The organism is Xanthomonas sp. 1678, assembly GCF_031455575.1.
Lineage (GTDB): Bacteria > Pseudomonadota > Gammaproteobacteria > Xanthomonadales > Xanthomonadaceae > Xanthomonas_A.
On record NZ_JAVDSZ010000016.1, the window covers coordinates 13,760 to 30,531 of the forward strand.

A 16,772-nucleotide genomic window follows, 5' to 3' on the forward strand; every position below is an offset into this window, starting at 1 on the left:
CCACATGACGCAGGGCTCCTGCGAAGACCTCGTAACCGATGCCGAAGACCATGCGCGTGCATCGCAGGTGCCACGGAGTCCGGCCGTTACGAATCCCCGACCCGCGACCTCAACCCTTTCAGCTACCGCTCCAGCCAACCGGCCAACTGCTCGCGGCTCAGGCGCCCGCGGCGTTGTGGGTCCAGCGCGTCGAATTCGTCGGCCAGCGCCGGATTGGCCTGCGCCTCGGCGCGGCTGAGGTAGCCGTCGTGGTCGCTGTCCAGCGCGTCGAAGTCGATGCGGTAGTTGCCGACGACGCGGTCGGGCTGGATCGTGCGCACGGTGACCGGCGCTTCGCCCTGCGCGACGTCCAACCGCACCTGGTGGGTCACCTCGCCGCTGCTCAGCGGTTGCGACAGCACGGTCGCCGGCACGTCGCGCAACGGTTCGGTGACGACGCTGGAGGTGGTTTTCAGGTTCTGCGCGGCGGCCGGGCCGATGGCGGCGGCGAGCAGGCCGGCGGCGAGGAGGGACGAACGGCAATGCATGGACACAACGGACTCCGATGGTTCGAATGATGGACGGTGCGGCAGGCTCAGCCGGGGATGAACGGGAACGCCAGTTTCAGCAATCCCTTCAGTCCGCCCTCGGCGGTGCTGGCGATGGCCTTGGCGCCGAGGCTGTTGAGCGCGCGGCGCACATCCTCCCAGCGTAGCTTGCCCACGTCCTTCTTCAACAGGTCGGTCACTTCCTCGGCGGTCGGGGTGAGCTTCTCCAGCTCGCGCACCACCTTCTCCGGTTCCGGCTGCAGGTAGCCCCAGCGCTCGGCGATCTTCAGCAAGGTGTCGAAGCGCACCGCGACCACGTCGCGGTTGCGTTCGTACACCGGCATCGCGCCGACGTCGACGATCGCCTGCTCGAAGCGCTGCTGGTCGTCCGGATGCTCGATGCGGATCGCCAGGAAGCCTTCCTTCTTGCTGCGTTCGCTGACGTGCTTGGCCCCCGCGCGCAGGTTGTCCTCGGTGAGCACGGTGGCCACGATGCGCTCCAGCGCCGCGTCGCCGTCCTCGGGCACCAGCGCGCGCCAGCGCGCGTAGCCGTCGCGGCGCAGGCCCTTCACCTTGGCCGGGGTCACCCGCAGGCGCAGCGCCACCGCGTTGTTGGAATCGCTGCGCGAGATCGCGCCGTCGCGTTCCAGCAACACGAAGATCAGCAACTCCAGGTCGCGCTTGGTCAGCGACTGGAACCCTTGCAACAGGGTCAGGCGCAGGAATTCGTCGGCGAAGCCGGCCGGGTCTTTCAGTTCGATCGGCTGCATGTATGCGGCCCTCCAGTCAGTGCAGGCAGGATGCCCGACGGCGATTGCGCGGACTGAGACGGCGATGCGATGCGCATCCCATCGGCATTCTAGGGCCTTCGGGTTGCCGTGTCCGGCGTCCCCGGTGGCCCGTGCGGGCCGGCAACGACGCGGTGCCGGTGGCGGAGAAGACGACCGGTTTGGGTGGGGTGGCGCGCTCCAGTGCGAAGCGAGCAGGCCGGGGCGCCAGACGCGCCGGCGGCAACGAGATAGCGCTCACATCGCCGCGCGGTGGATGCGTTAAGGTTTCGGCACTTCGTATCCGGCCATCAGGGAGATCCGCATGTCGCTGTCTTCGCCGAGTCGTCGCCGTCTCCTGCTCGCCGGGTTGTCCGGGGCGGGCGCAGGGCTGTTGGGATCGCCGCTGTGGGCGGCCACGCGCGGCAAGCGCAACAAGCCGCTGGGGGTGGCGCTGGTCGGCCTGGGCGACTACGCCAGCAACCGCCTGGCGCCCGGTCTGGCATTGACCCGGCACTGCCGGCTGGCCGGCATCGTCACCGGCTCGCCGCACAAGATCCCGCAGTGGCAGGCGCGGCATCGCATTCCCGACCGCAACGTCTACAGCTACGACGATCTGGAGCGCATCGCCGACAACCCGGACATCGACGTGGTCTACGTGGTCACGCCGACCCATCTGCACGCGCCGCTGACCCTGCGCGCGGCCGCCGCCGGCAAGCACGTGTGGTGCGAGAAGCCGATGGCGATGCACGCCGACGAGGCGCAGTCGATGATCGCCGCCTGCGTCCGCAACAAGGTGCGGCTGAGCATCGGCTACCGCATGCAGCACGAGCCGAACACGCGGCGGATCATCGCGCTGGCCGGCGAGCGCCCGTTCGGCGCGATGCGCACCGTGCGCGCCGAGGCCGGCTACGACGGCTACCACGACACCGATCCGGCGCAGCGGCCATGGCGGCTGCGCGCGCAGTTCGGCGGCGGGGCGATGTACGACATGGGCGTGTACTCGCTCAACGCGGCGCGCTACACGGTGGGCGCCGAGCCGCTGGCGGTCAGCGCCACGCGCAGTACCGAGCGCCCGGCGCTGTTCGACGAGGTCGACGAGCACATGCAGTTCAAGCTGGAATTCCCGCACGAGGTGCTCGCCGACTGCGCCACCAGCTTCGGCCGCACCATGAACCGGCTGCGCGCCGAGTGCGAGCGCGGCTGGTACGAACTGGCGCCGTTCCAGAGCTACGACGGCATCCGCGGCAGCGCCAGCGACGGCCGTGTGTTCGACGCGAAGGTGCGCCACCAGCAGGCGCTGCAGATGGACGAGGACGCGCTGGCGATCCTCGACGGTACGCCCATGCGCGCGCCGGGCGAGGAAGGCCTGCGCGACATGCGGGTGATCGATGCGATCCACCGATCGGCGCGCGAGGGCGGCAAGCGGATCGTGCTGTAGCTGGGGCGACGGCTGGCTCGCAGCCGGGCCGCCGCGTCCGCTTGCGGCATGCACGGAGGATTTTTGTGGGAGCGACTTCAGTCGCGACGGGCTCTACCGGTGAAGCCCGTCGCGACTGAAGTCGCTCCCACAACACCGCGCCAGCTGGAAGCATCCGAGCTGCGATGTTCATAGAAGCCTCGGTGGACGCCTCGTAGCGAAGCTATCGCGCGACCTGCGCAGCGCCTCAGAGCGACATCGCCAGCACGGTGATCTCTTCGCGGTCGTGGTACAGCTGCTTGGCGCGGATCTGCAGCGGGCGATCGGCGCGCTCGGCGAACAGGTCCAGGCACAGCTGGGTCTCGTCCCAGCGCTTCTTCATCGGCAGCTTGAGGTTGAAGATCGCGTGCCGGCACCAGCCTTCGCGGAACCAGGTGCCCATGCGCTCGGCGACGCGGCGCGGCTGCTCGACCATGTCGCAGACCATCCAGTCCAGCGCCTGCGGCGGCTTCCAGTGGAAACCGTCGGCGCGCAGGTGATCGACCAGGCCGCTGTCGAGCACGTGCTGGCGCAGCGGGCCGTTGTCGACGCTGGTCACGTGCAGGTGCTGGCGGATCAGCACCCACGTCCAGCCGCCGGGTGCGGCGCCCAGGTCGGCCGCGCGCATGCCGGGCTTTAGCAGCGCCTCGCGCTCTTCCGGCGCCAGCAGCGCCAGCAGCGCTTCTTCCAGCTTCAGCGCCGAGCGCGATGGCGCCTCCGACAGCAGTTTCAGCCGCGGGATGCCCAGCGGCCATGGTGCGCTGTCGTCGCTGTCGGCGATCGCCAGCAAGGCGTGGGTGCCGGCGAGGAAGCACACGTGCAGGCGCGGCAGTTTCGGCTGCGGTTTGTCGCTGAGCAGGCCGGCCTTGCGCAGCGCCGGGCGCAACGCGTTGCCGAAGCTGCGCGCCAGGCCCGACAGCTGCTTGCCTTCGTCCGAATCCGGATGCTCGACCCACAGGTCGCCGAAGCGGCCCTGTCCGGCCAGCGCCTGCAGCATCGGCGCGATCCGGTCGCTGGGATCCAGCTCGCGCAGTTCGGCCAGCAGGCGCAGTTTCTGCCGCGCGAAGATCAGCCCGCGCCACGGCAGCGCGCGCGGCGGCAGGGCCGTCTCGCAGACCAGCAGCGCGTAGCCGCTGTTGCGTTCGGTGCGCGCGTAGGCCGGCAGGCCGGCACGCGCGGCGCGGTCGTTGAGTTCGGCCGCCAGTTCGGGCTCGAAGCCTTGCCGGCAGTAGCACAGCAGGCCGTTCAGGGAGGACATGGATGAAGCCTTCGCCGGGCGGCGTCAGTAGCGGGGGCTGTCGAGTTCGCCATAGCGGCGCAGCACGGCGCAGGCGGCATCGCGATGCAGGCCGCGCACCACGTCGATGCCGCGGCGTTCGAGTTCGCCGATCCAGTCCGCCGGCAGCGGGCCTTCGTCGAACGGGGTCAATGCCATCACGTCTTCGGCGCTGGCGCCGATCAGCAGCCGGTCGATGCCGGCCCAGATGGTCGCGCCATAGCACTGGCAGCAGGGCTGCGCCGAGGTTGCCAGGGTCACCGGCGCCAGCGCCGCGTTCAGCCGCGGCGTCTGCAGGCGCTGCTGGGCGAGCATGTAGGCCATGTTCTCGGCATGCGCCAGCGAGGTGTTCTGCGGCACGACCCGGTTCACCCCGACCGAAATGATCCGGTGGTCCGGGCCGAACACGGCGGCGCCGAACGGACCGCCGCTGCCGGCCTCCACGTTCAATCGCGACAGTTCCACCGCCAGCGCCACCTTGTCGGCATCGCCGGGATAGACGGCCTGCGGATCGACCGCGTCGTGGATCCAGGCGGGCAGGGTGAGGTGGACTTGCGCGTAGAGCATCAGCGGACGGGTTCGGCAGGCTGGGGGGCGCGCAGTGTATCGGCTTGCGCGCCCTGGGCGCTGCATTGCCCGGCCACGCACTGGCAGCCGGCGATCGCGCGCGAGCCGCACACGCTCATGCGGCCGCTGGCCTGGCACTGCGCCATCACGCCCTGCGGATCGGTCGGGCTGTCGCGGTTGACGCAGGCCGGCATCGCGCCGCAGCAGTTGCCGACGTTCTTGACCGTGCAGTCGGCGTCGCTGCGGCAGCTAGTGTCGACCTTCACCGGCAGGCCGGGCGCGGCGGACTTGGCGCCTTCGCTGCGGGCGCATCCGCTGAACACGAGGGTGCCGGCGAACAGGCACAGGCAGCACAGCAACAGCGCGAGACGACTGGACATGGCGACCTTCCTTGCGAGAGACCGCGGCCATGGTAGCGCGCATGGCCGCGGCGCCGGCAACTCAGCGGCGAGTGACCGCGATCGTATCGGCGCTTTCCTGGGTGACCTGGAGCGCGCTGCCGTCGATCGCCTGGTGGATCGCCCGGCGGATGCTGACCCGGCCCTTCACCGCATTGACCTGCAGTGGCGACAGCGACGGGTCGTCGTAGACGATGCCGCAGCCGGTGGCGTGGGCCAGTTGCTGCGCGGTTTCATCGAAGCGCGCGGCGGGCAGGTCGTAGGCATGGTCGGGCATTGCGTCGCATTTGCCGGGCGTCGCTGCCGGCGCAGGCGCGGCAGCGGCGGGGTGCGAGGGGGCCGAAGACGGCGCCATGTCGCAGCCGGTGAGAAGGACGATCAGGGCGAGGCCGCTGCAGGAAGCGCGGAAGGCGGCGGGCATGCGGAACCTCCTGATGCTGGGAAGCGAGCTCCGCAGTCTAGGCGGCGCGCCTTAACCCAATGTTGCATCGGCCTTGCGCACCTGCGGCGGCGCGTGCAGCCAGGCGCACCACAGCACGCCGACCAGCAGGCAGGCGATCGCCAAGGCTTCCAGCGGCGTAGGCCAGCGCGCTTCCCACAGGAAACCGTAGAGCAGCGCGAACACGGTTTCGAACACGATCATCTGCCCGACCAGGGTCAGCGGCAGCAGCCGGCTGGCGCGATTCCAGCAGGCGTTGCCGATGACCGAGGCGAATACGCCCAGCACGATCGCCACGCCCCAGAACCGCGCCCAGTCCGCCGCCGCGTGTGCGTGGTCGAACGCGAACGCGGGGATCGCCAGGGCCAGCGCCAATGCGCTGGTGACCACGCCGGTAAGCAGCGACCAGTCGCGCCCGGAGATGTCGGGGCGGCGCGAAAGCCAGCGCGCATTGTTGACCGAGTACGCCGCCCAGCACGCCAGCGCACCCACCGCGCAGGCCAGTCCGGCCGCACGCGTGCCGACGCTGGTCCGAGCGGTGTGGGTGTCGCCCAGCGTCTGCACCGCCACCAGCGCCACCCCGAGCACGCACAGCGCGCACGGCGCCGCCAGCCGGCGCAGCCGCATCGCCCCGGCCGCGCGCGAACCGAGCACCGTGACCACCGCCGGCAGCAGGCCGATGATCAGCGCAGTGGCCGCGCCGCCGGCCCACTGCACCGCACTGCCCAGCAGCACGTAGTAGACGATGTTGCCGAGCAGGCTCAGCCGCAGCAGCGCCCACCATTCCGGTGCGCCGAGCGCGCCGGTGGCGGCGCGCCAGCGCGGCGCGAGCACCAGCACGGCCACCGCGCCGTAGGCCAGGTAGCGCGACACCGACAGCTGCAGCGGCGAGAACCCGGCGAGCAGCTGCGGCGCCAGGAACACCAGTCCCCACAACGCACCCGCGGCGATGCCGCTGCCCACTCCCGCCCACAAACGCTCACGCATGCCCTGTCCCGTTCCTTCGTTGTAGTGCGCCAGCATGGCCTGCGCGTGCCGCCCCGGCTTGTCCCAGGCTACTGTTCCGCCGCCACGTAGGCCGCCCGATGGCGGCGCCGATAGGCTGCAGGCGTGTGCCCGGTCTTGCGCCGCAGCGCACGGGTCAACGCGCTCTGGTCGGCATAGCCGCTGTCCAGCGCCAGTTGCGCGATCGGTCGCTCGCCGTACGCCAGCTGCCGGCGTACCCAGTCCAGTCGCCGCGCCGACAGCCACGCCTGCGGGGTGCGCCCCAGCGCCTCGCGGAACAGCGCATGCAGGCGGCTCACGCTCAGGTGCGCCGCTTCCGCCATGCGCTCCACCGGCCACGGTTGGCCCGGGGCGTCCTCGATGCGGACGCACAGTTCCTGCAGCCGCGCCCATGCGCGGCGCTGCGTGCGCAGCTGGCGTAGCGCCAGCGCTGCGCAGGTTGCGGCGCCGGTACCGGGCTGCGCGGGGTCGAGCGAGGCTAGCAGGCGTTGCAGTTCCGGCGGCAGGTCGAGGAAGGGCGCGCGCTGCAGGCGTTCGAGTGCGTCGTCGTCGAACACGGCTGCATTGCAGTCCAGCACCAAGAAGCGGTTGTCACCTTCTGCCGACTGCGCATGCGATGTGTACGGTGCGATGACGGCAGCGCGGAACGCATCCAGACGGCTGCCGCGTCCGCCCACCTCGATCTCCAACTCGCCCTGCAGCGGCAGCACGATCTGTACGTGCGCGTGCTGGTGGGCATGGCCGTCGCGGCCATAGCTGCGCAGGCTCAGGGTGGGGGCGGGCGACATGGACGCTACGCTAACGTGCCAGCAATGCCGTTGGAAAGCGCGGCGCCGGCGACGGTGACGCCGAGGCGGCCGTAGCGGCGCGACGTGCGCTCAGACACCGTATTCCAAAACCGCGCCGGGTCGCGGCCGCGCCCGGCCGCAACGGGAAGCGGTCGGCGCGGCGCGGTTGCGCTCACCCCGCGCCTTGGCCGCCGGTCCAGGTATCGCGCAGGGTCACGCTGCGGTTGAACACCGGCGTGGCGGCGCTGTGGTCGTAGCGGTCGGCGACGAAGTAGCCGCTGCGCTCGAACTGGAACGCCTGCTCCGGCGCGGCCTGCGCGGCGGCCGGCTCGACGTAGCCGCGCACGCTGCGCTTGGACTGCGGGTTGAGGTAGTCGCGGTAGGTCTTGCCTTCCGATTCGTCGTCAGGCTTCTCCACCGAGAACAGACGGTCGTACAGGCGGATTTCCGCCTCCACCGCGTGCGCCGCGCTGACCCAGTGGATGGTGCCCTTGACCTTGCGGTTGGCGCCTTCCATGCCCGGACGCGATTCCGGATCCAGCCAGCCGCGCAGCTCGACGATCTCGCCGGCGTCGTTCTTGATCACCTCGTCGACGCGGGCGATGCCGGCGCCGCGCAGGCGCACTTCGCCGCCCGGCACCAGCCGCTTCCAGCCCTTGGGCGGCACTTCGGCGAAATCCTCGCGCTCGATCCACAGTTCGCGCGAGAACGGCACCTCGCGCTGGCCCAGGGACTCGTCCTTGGGATGGTTGGAGAAGGTCAGCGTCTCGCTGTGGCCGTCGGGCAGGTTGCTCAGCACCAGCTTGAGCGGGTCGATCACCGCCATGCGCCGCGGCGCGGCCGCGTCCAGGTCCTCGCGCAGGCAGCCTTCCAGCACCGAGAAGTCGATCACCGAGTTCTGCTTGCTGATGCCGACCCGGTCCACCAGCAGGCGCAGCGCCGCCGGCGTGTAGCCGCGGCGGCGCAGGCCCTGCAGCGTGTACATGCGCGGGTCGTCCCAGCCGTCGACCAGTTGTTCGGCCACCAGCTGGGTCAGCTTGCGCTTGCTCATCACCGTGTAGTTGATGTTCAGGCGCGAGAACTCGATCTGCCGCGGCTTGGCCGCTTCGCGCGGCAGGCCCTTGTCCAGCAGCGGCTGCAGCAGCTGCGGATGCGCGGCCAGGTCGACCTTGTCCACGCACCAGTCGTACAGCGGGCGGTGGTCCTCGAATTCCAGCGTGCACAGCGAGTGGGTGATGCCTTCGATCGCGTCGCCCAGCGAGTGCGCGAAGTCGTACATCGGGTAGATCGGCCAGGCGTTGCCGGTGTTCTGGTGCTCGACATGCTTGATCCGGTACAGCGCCGGGTCGCGCAGGTTGATGTTGCCGCTGGCCATGTCGATCTTGGCGCGCAGGGTGCGCGCGCCGTCCGGGAACTCGCCGGCGCGCATGCGCCGGAACAGGTCCAGGTTCTCTGCAACGCTGCGCTCGCGGTACGGCGAATTGCGGCCCGGCTCGGTCAGCGTGCCGCGGTATTCGCGTACCTGCTCGGCGCTCAGGTCGCAGACGAAGGCGTGGCCGTCGGCGATCAGCTTCTCGGCGGCCAGGTAGTACACCTCGAAATAGTCCGACGCGTGGCGCAGTTCGGCCCAGTCGAAGCCGAGCCAGCGCACGTCGTCCTGGATCGCGGCGACGAACTCGGGGTCTTCCTTGGCCGGGTTGGTGTCGTCGAAGCGCAGGTTGCAGCGCCCGGCGAACTCGGCGGCGAGGCCGAAGTCCAGGCAGATCGCCTTGGCGTGGCCGATGTGCAGGTAGCCGTTGGGCTCGGGCGGGAAGCGGGTACGGATGGCCGCGTGCTTGCCGCTGGCCAGGTCCTCGCGGACGATCTGGCGGATGAAGTCTTTCTTCTCGGCCGGGGCGGTGGCGTCGGTGGCGGGGGTGTCGGACATGCGCGCTTCAGCAAATAAGTAGACAGCCAGTTTAGCCGAGCTGGCCGCTGGCCGCCCCGCCGCGTACGCTGCGGGTCCTTCCATGCGCGAGATCCCGTCATGCCGCTTCCCCGTCTGGTCATCGGCGACAAGAACCTGTCCTCGTGGTCGTTGCGGCCATGGCTGCTGCTGCGGCACTTCGCGGTGCCGTTCGAGGAAGTGCCGCTGCCGCTGGATACGCCCGAGTTCGCCGAGCGCATCGGCACCTATTCGCCGACCGGGCGGGTGCCGGCGCTGTGGGACGGCGCGCTGCAAATCTGGGATTCGCTGGCGATCTGCGAGTACGCCAACGAGCGCTGGCTGGGCGGCCGTGGTTGGCCGGCCGACCTGGCGGTGCGGGCGCAGGCGCGTGCGGCGGCGTGCGAGATGCACTCCGGTTTCCTGGCGCTGCGCCGGCAGCTGCCGATGCAGGCCTGCCGCCGGCCCGACGGTTGCCGCTGGGACGCCGAGGCGCAGGAGGACATCGAGCGCATCGTGCAGCTGTGGGACACGCTGCGCAGCGCGCATGGCGCCGGCGGCCCGTTCCTGTGCGGCGCGTTCGGCATCGTCGATGCGATGTTCGCGCCGGTGGCGGTGCGCTTCGCCGGCTACGGCGTGGAGGTGCCGGCGCAGGCCGCGGAGTACCTGGCCGCGCTGGAGGCCTTGCCGGCGCTGCGCGAATGGCGCGTCGGCGCGGCCGCCGAAGTCGCGCTTGCCGACGCCGCGGCGCGCAGCTGAGGGCGGCCCATGCAGATCGCCTATCGCGCCCAGCACCTGATCGATGCGCACCTGGCCAAGCATGCGCTGGAGGATGCCGGCATCACCGCGTTCGTATTCGGCGAGGCGCTGCTCGGCGGCGCCGGCGAACTGCCGTTCGGCGTGGTGCAGGTATGCGTGGCCGACGAACTGCTGGAAAAGGCGCAGGCCGTGCTGATGACGCTGGGGTTGGGCGGGCAGGTGACGCGGGCGATGTAGCGGTGGAGCCGGGGCTCGGGACTCGGGACTGGGGACTCGGGACTCGTAACGAACGGCGTGTGCGAGGCAGCGACGGTCTGCGGAAAGAGAGGGTGGGTGGCGCTAGCCTTGCCATGAGCGAGGTCGCAGGTCAGCCTTTTCCGAGTCCCGAGTCCCGAGTCCCTAGTCCCGAGTCCCGAGTCCCGAATCAGACGCCTCTCCACCCCGGCGGCGCCGCTTCCGGCGCGGCCAGCGCGCGCAGGCGCTTGAACAGCACCGTGGTCTCGGCCACGTTCCAGACCCGCAGCGCCACTTCGAAGGTGTCCAGCGGCTTGGTCAGGAAATCCTTGGCGCCCAGGCCGAGCGCGCGGTGGCGCGCGCTGCGGCTGGGGTCGGCAGTGAGCACGATCACCGGCAGGAAGCTGGACGGTCCGGCCAGCCGCGCCAGCTGTTCCAGGATCGCGTAGCCGTCCAGCTCCGGCATCATCAGGTCGAGCAGGATCAGGTCCGGCGCGAACGCCGAGACCAGGCCGAGCACGCGCTGCGGGTCGGTGGTCGCCACCACCTGTTGGAAGCCTTCGCGCTGCAGCAGGTCCTCGAGCAGGCGGACGTTGGCCGGCTCGTCGTCGACGATCAGGATGCGCGAGGCCAGGACATCGTTGCGGGTCATGCGAGTTGCCGGTCCAGGATGGTGAAGAATTCGGCCACGTCCAGCGGCTTGGTCAGGTAGGCGCGCACGTTGTCGCCCTGTACCCGCGCCAGTGTGGCTTCGGTCGCGTCGGCGCTGACCACCACCACCGGGATCGCCGCGGTGTGCGGCTGCTCGCGCAGTTGCCGCAGCAGCTCCTCGCCGTTGCCGTCGCTCAGGTGCAGGTCGAGCAGGATCAGGTCGGGGCGGGCCTGTTGCAACTGCGCGCGAGCCTGCGCCAGCGTCGCCGCCTCGTGCAGGCGCCAGTGCGGGCGGCGCTCGACCAGGGTGCGGATCAACGCCTGGTTGGACGGGTTGTCCTCGATGCTCAGCACGCTGCGCTGGCCCACGCCGACCTGCGTCGCGGCGATGGCGGCCAGCGGCGCCGGCGCTTCGGCCGGGCGGTCCAGCGGCAGCGCGATCCAGAACCGCGAGCCTTCCGGACTGCTCTCCACCACGATGCGCCCGCCCATCGCCTCGGTCAGGCGCTTGCTCAGCGCCAGGCCCAGGCCGGTGCCCTCGATCGCCGAGCGTTCCGCGCCGAGCCGCTCGAACGGGGTGAACAGGCGCTGCACCTGCTCGGCCGACAGGCCGTGGCCCTGGTCGTGCACCGCCACGCCCAGGAACTCGCCCTGCGCTTCGGCGGTCACCCGCACCTCGCCGCCGGGGCGGTTGAACTTGATCGCGTTGGACAGCAGGTTGATCAGCACCTGGCGCAGGCGCTGCGCGTCGGCGCGCACGGTCCACGCCGGCGGGATCTGCAGCGGCAGCAAGGCGATGCCATTGGCCTTGGCATCGGGCGCGACCAGCCCCAGCGCCTCTTCGACCGCCGCGCGCACCGGCACCGGCCGCGGGCTCAGGTCGAGCTGGTCGGCCTCGATGCGGGCGATGTCCAGCAGCTCGGTGATCAGCCCGAGCAGGTGCCGCCCCGCGCCCAGGATGTGCTGCAGCTGGCCGCGCTGCGCCGGGTCGGGCAGGTCCATCTCCAGCACCTGCGCATAGCCGAGGATGGCGTTGAGCGGGGTGCGCAGCTCGTGGCTGCTGCGCGACAGGAACTCGGTCTTGGCGCGGTTGGCGGTCTCGGCCTCGCGCCGCGCCGACTGCGCCTCGGCGGCGCGCGCGGCGAGCAGGGTGCTGGCCTCGTCCAGGCGCTGCGCGACCTGGCCCAGTTCGTCGCCGGTGCGCAGCTGCGGCGCCAGCGGCAGGCCTTCGCCCAGGCGGTCGGCGTTGGCCGACAGCACCCGCAGCCGCCGCGACAGCGACGAGGCGAACCAGGCCACGGCGAACACCGCGCCGAGCCCGCCCAGCATCGCCGCGCACAGCGTGATCATCAGGTTGCGCTGGCGCAGCGCCTGCGCCTTGGCGGTGCGGACCTGCAGCTGCGCGGTCTCGTAGTTGCGCAGTTCGCGCAACTCGGCGCGCAGAATGTCGAGCTTGACCTTGCCTTCGCTGAGCTGGCGGATCTCCTCCTCGCGGCTCAGGTCCGGCGCCAGCAGCCGCCGCCAGCCTTGCATCTTCTCCGCGAACAGCGGCCGGATGCGGGCGAAGCGCTGCGCCTGCAGCGGATCGGTGATGCGCTGTGACAGGCGCTGCACCACCGTCTGCAGGCGCGGCTCGGCATCGCGGTACGGGGTCAGGAACGCGTCCTGCCGCACCAGCCGGTAGCCGCGCACGCCGGCGGCGGTCTCGGCCAGCAGCGCGTGCGCCTCGTACAGGTCGCTGAGCACTTCCAGGGTCTGGCGCACGTCGTTCTCGGCGGCGATGTTCTGCCGTTCCACGCTGTAGATCGCCACCAGCGCCGCCACCATCAGCAACAGCGGCAGGGTGACCACCGCCAGGCTCTTGCGGGTCAGCGGCCAATCGTTCCAGCGCAGCGCCAGCGCCCTCACAGCGCTACCCCGGCCTGCACCGCGTACACCGCGGCCTGGGTGCGATCGGCGACCTGCAGTTTCTGCAGGATGCGCTCCACGTGGACCTTGGCGGTACCGGCGGAGATGCCCAGTTCCGCGCCCAGACCGGCGTTGGTCAGGCCGCGCGGCAGCAGCGCCAGCACCTGCCGTTCGCGCGCGCTGAGCGCGCCGAGCCGGTCCGGTTGCGCGGGCTTCCTGCGCCGCGGCGCGCGCGCCGGTTCGGCCACCGCCGGCGCCAGCAGCGCGGCGATGGTGGCGATCGCCTGCACGTCGCCCGCAGCCGGCGCGGTACGCGCGTTCCAGCCCAGGCACAGCATGCCCAGCGGCGTGCCCAGCGCCGCGATCGGCACGCACAGTTCGGTCGCCTCGCCGGCGCGCGCGGCCAATCGCCAGGGCAGCGTCGCGCCGCCGATGGCCACGCTTGCGCCGGGCGGCAAGGCGTCGCCATGGCTGGCCAGCACCAGGCTGCGGGCGCCGCGCAGCGCCAGCACCGCCGCGTGCGGCGCATCCACCAACTGCCGCGCCACGTGCAGCGCGGCGATGCCGGCCTGCCCCGCATCGAGCGCCGCGGCGACCGCGCCGGCCGCTTCGGCCACCGCCTGCCAGCGCGCGCTGTCGGCCGCGTCGCGTTGCAGCGCCTGGCGCCAATCGCCTGCGTTGAGGGGGCTTTGCATGGGCTCTCCACTATGCCGAACGGCATATTCGAGGATATGCCGCCCGGCGGATTTTCCGCAAGCCGGCGCTGCCAATACTGGCCTCGCCCTGACACGGCACACCCATCACCCACAGCGGAGATCCACCATGCGTCGCATCCTGTTCACCCTGGCACTGAGCCTGACCACCACCACCGCGCTGGCGGCCCCGGCGATGAGCTACAGCGGCCAGCCGTCGCCGCCGGCGGCGGGCGAGGAGCGCGAGATCGCCGGCCTGTTCGACCGCTGGAACGCGGCGCTGGCCACCGGCAACGCCGAACGCGTCGCCGACCTGTATGCGCGCGACGGCGTGCTGCTGCCGACCGTGTCCAACCAGGTCCGCGCCAGCCGCGCCGAGATCGAGGACTACTTCAGCCATTTCTTGGCGGCCAAGCCGCGCGGCGTCATCAACTACCGCCAGGTGCGGCTGCTGGACGACGACAGTGCCGTCGACGCCGGCGTCTACACCTTCACCCTGACCAATCCCGACGGCAGCACCCGCAAGGTGCAGGCGCGCTACACCTTCGTGTACGAGAAGCGCGACGGCCAGTGGCTGATCATCAACCACCACAGCTCGGCGATGCCCGAAGCGAGCGGCGGCAGCAAGACCGCGGCGCACTGACCGGCTGCTGCGGCGCATGCGCGCGGTTTGGCCCGGCCCGCCGGGGCAGCGCGTGCCGCCGCCGCGGGCACGCCGCGCCGCGCACCTTGAAAGCCGGCCCCGGCAGCGCCATCCACAAGGCATCCCTTTCGATGCCAGGAGTCCGCGCCATGTTGGGAATCGGTGCCTTCAAGCAGCGCCTGCCGCGCCCGGGCGAAAGCCTGCCCGGCCGCAGCGAGCCGCTGCCGCTGCACAACCGCCATTTCGTCAATGGCCACCCGCTGCGCGACGCCTTCGCCGGCATGCAGCAGGTGCAGTTCGGCCTGGGCTGCTTCTGGGGCGCCGAGCGCAAGTTCTGGTCGCTGCCCGGCGTGTTCAGCACGGCGGTCGGCTATGCCGGCGGGCAGACCCCCAACGCCACCTACCGGGAAGTGTGCTCCGGCCAGACCGGTCACACCGAGGCGGTGCTGGTGGTGTACGACCCGCACGCGGTGACCTTCGAACAGTTGCTGCAGACCTTCTGGGAAAGCCACGACCCGACCCAGGGCATGCGCCAGGGCAACGACACCGGCACCCAGTACCGTTCGGCGATCTACTGCAGCACGCAGGCGCAGCACGACGCGGCGATCGCCAGCCGCGACGCCTACCAGCAGCGCCTGCGCGCGGCCGGCTATGGCGAGATCACCACTGAGATCCTGTACCCGGCGCCGCCGTTCTACTACGCCGAGGACGAGCATCAGCAGTACCTGGCCAAGAACCCGGGCGGCTACTGCGGCTTGGGCGGCACCGGAGTCAGCTGCCCGCTCGGCCTGGAGGCCTGAGCCGGCGCGGCGCTCGCCGCCGCGCCCAATGCTGCGCGCGCCGGTTGCGGCCGGCGCGCGCGCTCACAGGAATTCGGCGGCGAACATCTGCCGCATCTGCGCGATCTGTTCCTCGCGTTCGGGATGCAGCACGCGCAGGCATTCCACCGCGAAGCCGACCGGGCTGGTACCCGGCGCGGTGATCAGCCCGCCCGCGCTCACCACCTTCTGGTCCAGATAGTGCGCGGTACCGGCGTAGACGCCGACGTGCTCGCGCAGGAACGCTTCGGAATTGCTGGTGTGCGGCCGCGTGTCCAGCAGTCCGGCATAGGCCCCGGCCAGGGTCGCGCCGCAGATCGCCGCGACCGCGCGGCCGGCGTCGAGGCGTTGTTGCAGCAGTGCGCTGAGTCCGGGAATCTCGCCGGCCTGCCAGCGATCGCTGCCCGGCAGCAGCCACAGGTCCGCGTCCAGCGGCGCCAGGTCCGACAGCGCGTAGTCCGGATGCAGGCTCAGTCCGCCGATCGAGGCGACCGGCTTGCCGTCGATGCTGGCGACCTGGATCTCGTCGCCGAACCACGCTCGCGCCGCTGGCAGGATGGTGCCGATTTCCCAGTCCGCCACGCCGTCGACCATCACCACCGCGATCGTTGCCATTGCCGCCCCCTCTGTTGTCGAGCCGGCAGCATAGCCGGCCAAAAGTTGCGACGGCGCCAACGCCGAGCCGTGAATACCGTCGGCGATGCGCGTCGCGTCCGCGGCGTTGGCCGTCGTTATGGAAGCTGCGTTCGGCGCGCCATCGCTCTTTTGCATCGACGGCGCCGGATCGAATCGGGGAAACGCAACGGCGGCGGCGAAGCGACCATTCGCCTGCCCATTCCGTATTCGCTATTTTTCATTCCCGGTTCCGCGAAAGCGCCAGGCAAAAAAAGAGCGGCGTCGCCGCCGCTCTGAGGTCGCACCGTTGCGGAACTGCCGGTCAGCCGACCAGCTTCTTCCGGATCGTGTCGCGCAGTGCCTGCAGGTCCTTGGCGAAGGTGTCGATACCGCTGGCCAGCTTCTCGGTCGCCATCGGATCGGCGGCCAGGTCGGCGGCGAACTGCTGTGCGTCGATCGCCGTGATCGCCGCGCCATCGGCCTGCTCGGGCGAGAGTTTGCGCGGCAGCTCGCCATGGTCGGCGTCGAGCTTCTCCAGCAACTCCGGAGAGATGGTCAGGCGGTCGCAGCCGGCCAGCGCTTCGATCTGTGCGGTGGAACGGAACGAGGCGCCCATCACCACCGTCTGCGAACCGCGGCGCTTGAACTCGGCATAGACGCCGCGAACGAACTGCACGCCCGGGTCCTCGTCGATGTTGGCCGGGGTCTGCCCGTTGGCCACGTACCAGTCCAGGATGCGGCCGACGAACGGCGAGATCAGGAACACGCCGGCCTCGGCGCAGGCCAGCGCCTGGGTGCGGTTGAAGATCAGCGTCAGGTTGCAGTCGATGCCGTCCTTCTGCAGCTGGCGCGCGGCCTCGATGCCTTCCCAGGTCGCGGCGACCTTGATCAGGATCTTGTCCTTGGACACGCCGCGCTCGGCGTACATGGCCACGAACTTGTGCGCCTTGGCGATCGTCGCGGCGGTGTCGTGGGCCAGGTCGGCGTCCACCTCGGTGGACACGCGCCCGGGCACCAGCGCGCTGAGCTTGCTGCCCACGCCGATGGTCAGGCGGTCGGCGATCTCGTCGACCAGCGCGGCATGGTCGCCGTCCTGGCTGTGGGCCCAGGCCAGAGCCTCGTCGATCAGGTCGGCGTAGACCGGCAGATCCAGGGCTTTCTTCACCAGGGTCGGGTTGGTGGTGCAATCCACCGGCTTGAGCCGCTTGATCGCATCGTAGTCGCCGGTATCGGCCACGACCACGGACAACTCGCGCAGCTGGGCCAGCTTGGAGGGAGCGGAAGACGTCATCGGCAGTTCTC

The 16,772-nt window shown here is 70.7% G+C and carries 20 protein-coding genes; 6 read left to right on the plus strand and 14 right to left on the minus strand.

Annotation, left to right across the window (positions count from 1 at the left end; genetic code table 11):
• Positions 1–122: 122 nt before the first annotated feature.
• Positions 123–527, minus strand: coding sequence for an EF-hand domain-containing protein (locus tag J2Y70_RS20615; RefSeq protein WP_309922086.1), 405 nt, complete (start codon positions 525–527; stop codon positions 123–125).
• 47 nt (positions 528–574) lie between these two features.
• Positions 575–1,297, minus strand: coding sequence for a hypothetical protein (locus J2Y70_RS20620; protein WP_309921943.1), 723 nt, complete (start codon positions 1,295–1,297; stop codon positions 575–577).
• A gap of 322 nt (positions 1,298–1,619) precedes the next feature.
• On the opposite strand from J2Y70_RS20620, the gene J2Y70_RS20625 reads away from it, so the two are divergent.
• Entirely contained in the window at positions 1,620–2,735 is a 1,116-nt protein-coding gene (locus J2Y70_RS20625) for a Gfo/Idh/MocA family oxidoreductase (protein ID WP_309921946.1), read from the plus strand.
• 226 nt (positions 2,736–2,961) lie between these two features.
• Here J2Y70_RS20625 and rlmM read toward each other — a convergent pair whose 3' ends face one another.
• The 7 genes from rlmM to J2Y70_RS20660 form a co-directional block, all read right to left on the minus strand.
• Positions 2,962–4,002: a 23S rRNA (cytidine(2498)-2'-O)-methyltransferase RlmM gene (gene rlmM, locus J2Y70_RS20630; protein ID WP_309922089.1), complete on the minus strand. Its 1,041-nt coding sequence runs from the start codon at positions 4,000–4,002 to the stop codon at positions 2,962–2,964.
• A gap of 33 nt (positions 4,003–4,035) precedes the next feature.
• The gene (locus J2Y70_RS20635; protein ID WP_263397350.1) at positions 4,036–4,596 is read right to left on the minus strand and encodes a nucleoside deaminase; all 561 of its coding nucleotides are present in this window, start codon (positions 4,594–4,596) and stop codon (positions 4,036–4,038) included.
• Positions 4,596–4,976, minus strand: a complete 381-nt coding sequence (locus tag J2Y70_RS20640; protein WP_309921949.1) for a hypothetical protein — start codon at positions 4,974–4,976, stop codon at positions 4,596–4,598. The genes J2Y70_RS20635 and J2Y70_RS20640 overlap by 1 nt, the downstream gene beginning before the upstream one ends.
• Before the next feature lie 61 nt (positions 4,977–5,037).
• A complete protein-coding gene (locus J2Y70_RS20645) occupies positions 5,038–5,415 on the minus strand; it encodes an STN domain-containing protein (protein WP_309921951.1) in 378 nt (125 codons plus the stop codon).
• 51 nt (positions 5,416–5,466) lie between these two features.
• Positions 5,467–6,420: a DMT family transporter gene (locus J2Y70_RS20650; protein ID WP_309921954.1), complete on the minus strand. Its 954-nt coding sequence runs from the start codon at positions 6,418–6,420 to the stop codon at positions 5,467–5,469.
• 68 nt (positions 6,421–6,488) lie between these two features.
• The gene (locus J2Y70_RS20655; RefSeq protein WP_309921957.1) at positions 6,489–7,226 is read right to left on the minus strand and encodes an AraC family transcriptional regulator; all 738 of its coding nucleotides are present in this window, start codon (positions 7,224–7,226) and stop codon (positions 6,489–6,491) included.
• A 172-nt stretch (positions 7,227–7,398) separates the two neighbouring features.
• Entirely contained in the window at positions 7,399–9,153 is a 1,755-nt protein-coding gene (locus J2Y70_RS20660; protein ID WP_309921960.1) for a glutamine--tRNA ligase/YqeY domain fusion protein, read from the minus strand.
• A gap of 99 nt (positions 9,154–9,252) precedes the next feature.
• On the opposite strand from J2Y70_RS20660, the gene J2Y70_RS20665 reads away from it, so the two are divergent.
• A complete protein-coding gene (locus J2Y70_RS20665) occupies positions 9,253–9,909 on the plus strand; it encodes a glutathione S-transferase (RefSeq protein WP_309921963.1) in 657 nt (218 codons plus the stop codon).
• Positions 9,910–9,918: 9 nt separating this feature from the next.
• On the plus strand, positions 9,919–10,146 hold the full coding sequence (locus J2Y70_RS20670; protein ID WP_263397357.1) for a DUF2007 domain-containing protein: 228 nt from the start codon (positions 9,919–9,921) through the stop codon (positions 10,144–10,146).
• A gap of 187 nt (positions 10,147–10,333) precedes the next feature.
• On the opposite strand, the gene J2Y70_RS20675 is transcribed toward J2Y70_RS20670, so the two are convergent.
• Genes J2Y70_RS20675 through J2Y70_RS20685 form a run of 3 tightly spaced genes read right to left on the minus strand, consistent with a single transcriptional unit; the run spans position 10,334 to position 13,397 of the window.
• Entirely contained in the window at positions 10,334–10,795 is a 462-nt protein-coding gene (locus J2Y70_RS20675) for a response regulator (protein WP_309921967.1), read from the minus strand.
• Entirely contained in the window at positions 10,792–12,702 is a 1,911-nt protein-coding gene (locus tag J2Y70_RS20680; RefSeq protein ID WP_309921970.1) for an ATP-binding protein, read from the minus strand. The genes J2Y70_RS20675 and J2Y70_RS20680 overlap by 4 nt, the downstream gene beginning before the upstream one ends.
• A complete protein-coding gene (locus J2Y70_RS20685) occupies positions 12,699–13,397 on the minus strand; it encodes a LuxR C-terminal-related transcriptional regulator (RefSeq protein ID WP_309921973.1) in 699 nt (232 codons plus the stop codon). Before J2Y70_RS20685 ends, J2Y70_RS20680 begins: the two co-directional genes overlap by 4 nt.
• 127 nt (positions 13,398–13,524) lie before the next feature.
• Between J2Y70_RS20685 and J2Y70_RS20690 the strand changes: the two genes are divergently transcribed.
• Both J2Y70_RS20690 and msrA read left to right on the plus strand, forming a co-directional pair.
• Complete coding sequence (locus J2Y70_RS20690) at positions 13,525–14,037, plus strand: SgcJ/EcaC family oxidoreductase (protein WP_309921976.1); 513 nt, start codon at positions 13,525–13,527, stop codon at positions 14,035–14,037.
• A gap of 149 nt (positions 14,038–14,186) precedes the next feature.
• Positions 14,187–14,837, plus strand: coding sequence for a peptide-methionine (S)-S-oxide reductase MsrA (msrA, locus tag J2Y70_RS20695; protein WP_309921978.1), 651 nt, complete (start codon positions 14,187–14,189; stop codon positions 14,835–14,837).
• Positions 14,838–14,900: 63 nt separating this feature from the next.
• On the opposite strand, the gene J2Y70_RS20700 is transcribed toward msrA, so the two are convergent.
• Complete coding sequence (locus tag J2Y70_RS20700) at positions 14,901–15,470, minus strand: type 1 glutamine amidotransferase family protein (protein WP_309921981.1); 570 nt, start codon at positions 15,468–15,470, stop codon at positions 14,901–14,903.
• 69 nt (positions 15,471–15,539) lie between these two features.
• Between J2Y70_RS20700 and J2Y70_RS20705 the strand changes: the two genes are divergently transcribed.
• The gene (locus J2Y70_RS20705) at positions 15,540–15,767 is read left to right on the plus strand and encodes a hypothetical protein (protein ID WP_309921984.1); all 228 of its coding nucleotides are present in this window, start codon (positions 15,540–15,542) and stop codon (positions 15,765–15,767) included.
• A gap of 25 nt (positions 15,768–15,792) precedes the next feature.
• Here the strand turns inward: J2Y70_RS20705 and tal are convergent, their stop codons facing one another.
• On the minus strand, positions 15,793–16,761 hold the full coding sequence (gene tal / locus J2Y70_RS20710) for a transaldolase (RefSeq protein ID WP_263397364.1): 969 nt from the start codon (positions 16,759–16,761) through the stop codon (positions 15,793–15,795).
• Between the last annotated feature and the right edge of the window lie 11 nt (positions 16,762–16,772).

Coding starts and splice junctions, on each gene's coding strand:
- J2Y70_RS20690 (WP_309921976.1), top strand. CDS start 13,525: ATGCGTCGCATCCTGTTCACCCTGGCACTGAGCCTGACCACCACCACC.
- J2Y70_RS20670 (WP_263397357.1), top strand. CDS start 9,919: ATGCAGATCGCCTATCGCGCCCAGCACCTGATCGATGCGCACCTGGCC.
- J2Y70_RS20655 (WP_309921957.1), bottom strand. CDS start 7,226: ATGTCGCCCGCCCCCACCCTGAGCCTGCGCAGCTATGGCCGCGACGGC.
- J2Y70_RS20645 (WP_309921951.1), bottom strand. CDS start 5,415: ATGCCCGCCGCCTTCCGCGCTTCCTGCAGCGGCCTCGCCCTGATCGTC.
- J2Y70_RS20685 (WP_309921973.1), bottom strand. CDS start 13,397: ATGCAAAGCCCCCTCAACGCAGGCGATTGGCGCCAGGCGCTGCAACGC.
- J2Y70_RS20665 (WP_309921963.1), top strand. CDS start 9,253: ATGCCGCTTCCCCGTCTGGTCATCGGCGACAAGAACCTGTCCTCGTGG.
- J2Y70_RS20625 (WP_309921946.1), top strand. CDS start 1,620: ATGTCGCTGTCTTCGCCGAGTCGTCGCCGTCTCCTGCTCGCCGGGTTG.
- J2Y70_RS20640 (WP_309921949.1), bottom strand. CDS start 4,976: ATGTCCAGTCGTCTCGCGCTGTTGCTGTGCTGCCTGTGCCTGTTCGCC.
- tal (WP_263397364.1), bottom strand. CDS start 16,761: ATGACGTCTTCCGCTCCCTCCAAGCTGGCCCAGCTGCGCGAGTTGTCC.
- msrA (WP_309921978.1), top strand. CDS start 14,187: ATGTTGGGAATCGGTGCCTTCAAGCAGCGCCTGCCGCGCCCGGGCGAA.
- J2Y70_RS20675 (WP_309921967.1), bottom strand. CDS start 10,795: ATGACCCGCAACGATGTCCTGGCCTCGCGCATCCTGATCGTCGACGAC.
- J2Y70_RS20620 (WP_309921943.1), bottom strand. CDS start 1,297: ATGCAGCCGATCGAACTGAAAGACCCGGCCGGCTTCGCCGACGAATTC.
- J2Y70_RS20615 (WP_309922086.1), bottom strand. CDS start 527: ATGCATTGCCGTTCGTCCCTCCTCGCCGCCGGCCTGCTCGCCGCCGCC.
- J2Y70_RS20650 (WP_309921954.1), bottom strand. CDS start 6,420: ATGCGTGAGCGTTTGTGGGCGGGAGTGGGCAGCGGCATCGCCGCGGGT.
- J2Y70_RS20660 (WP_309921960.1), bottom strand. CDS start 9,153: ATGTCCGACACCCCCGCCACCGACGCCACCGCCCCGGCCGAGAAGAAA.
- J2Y70_RS20635 (WP_263397350.1), bottom strand. CDS start 4,596: ATGCTCTACGCGCAAGTCCACCTCACCCTGCCCGCCTGGATCCACGAC.
- J2Y70_RS20700 (WP_309921981.1), bottom strand. CDS start 15,470: ATGGCAACGATCGCGGTGGTGATGGTCGACGGCGTGGCGGACTGGGAA.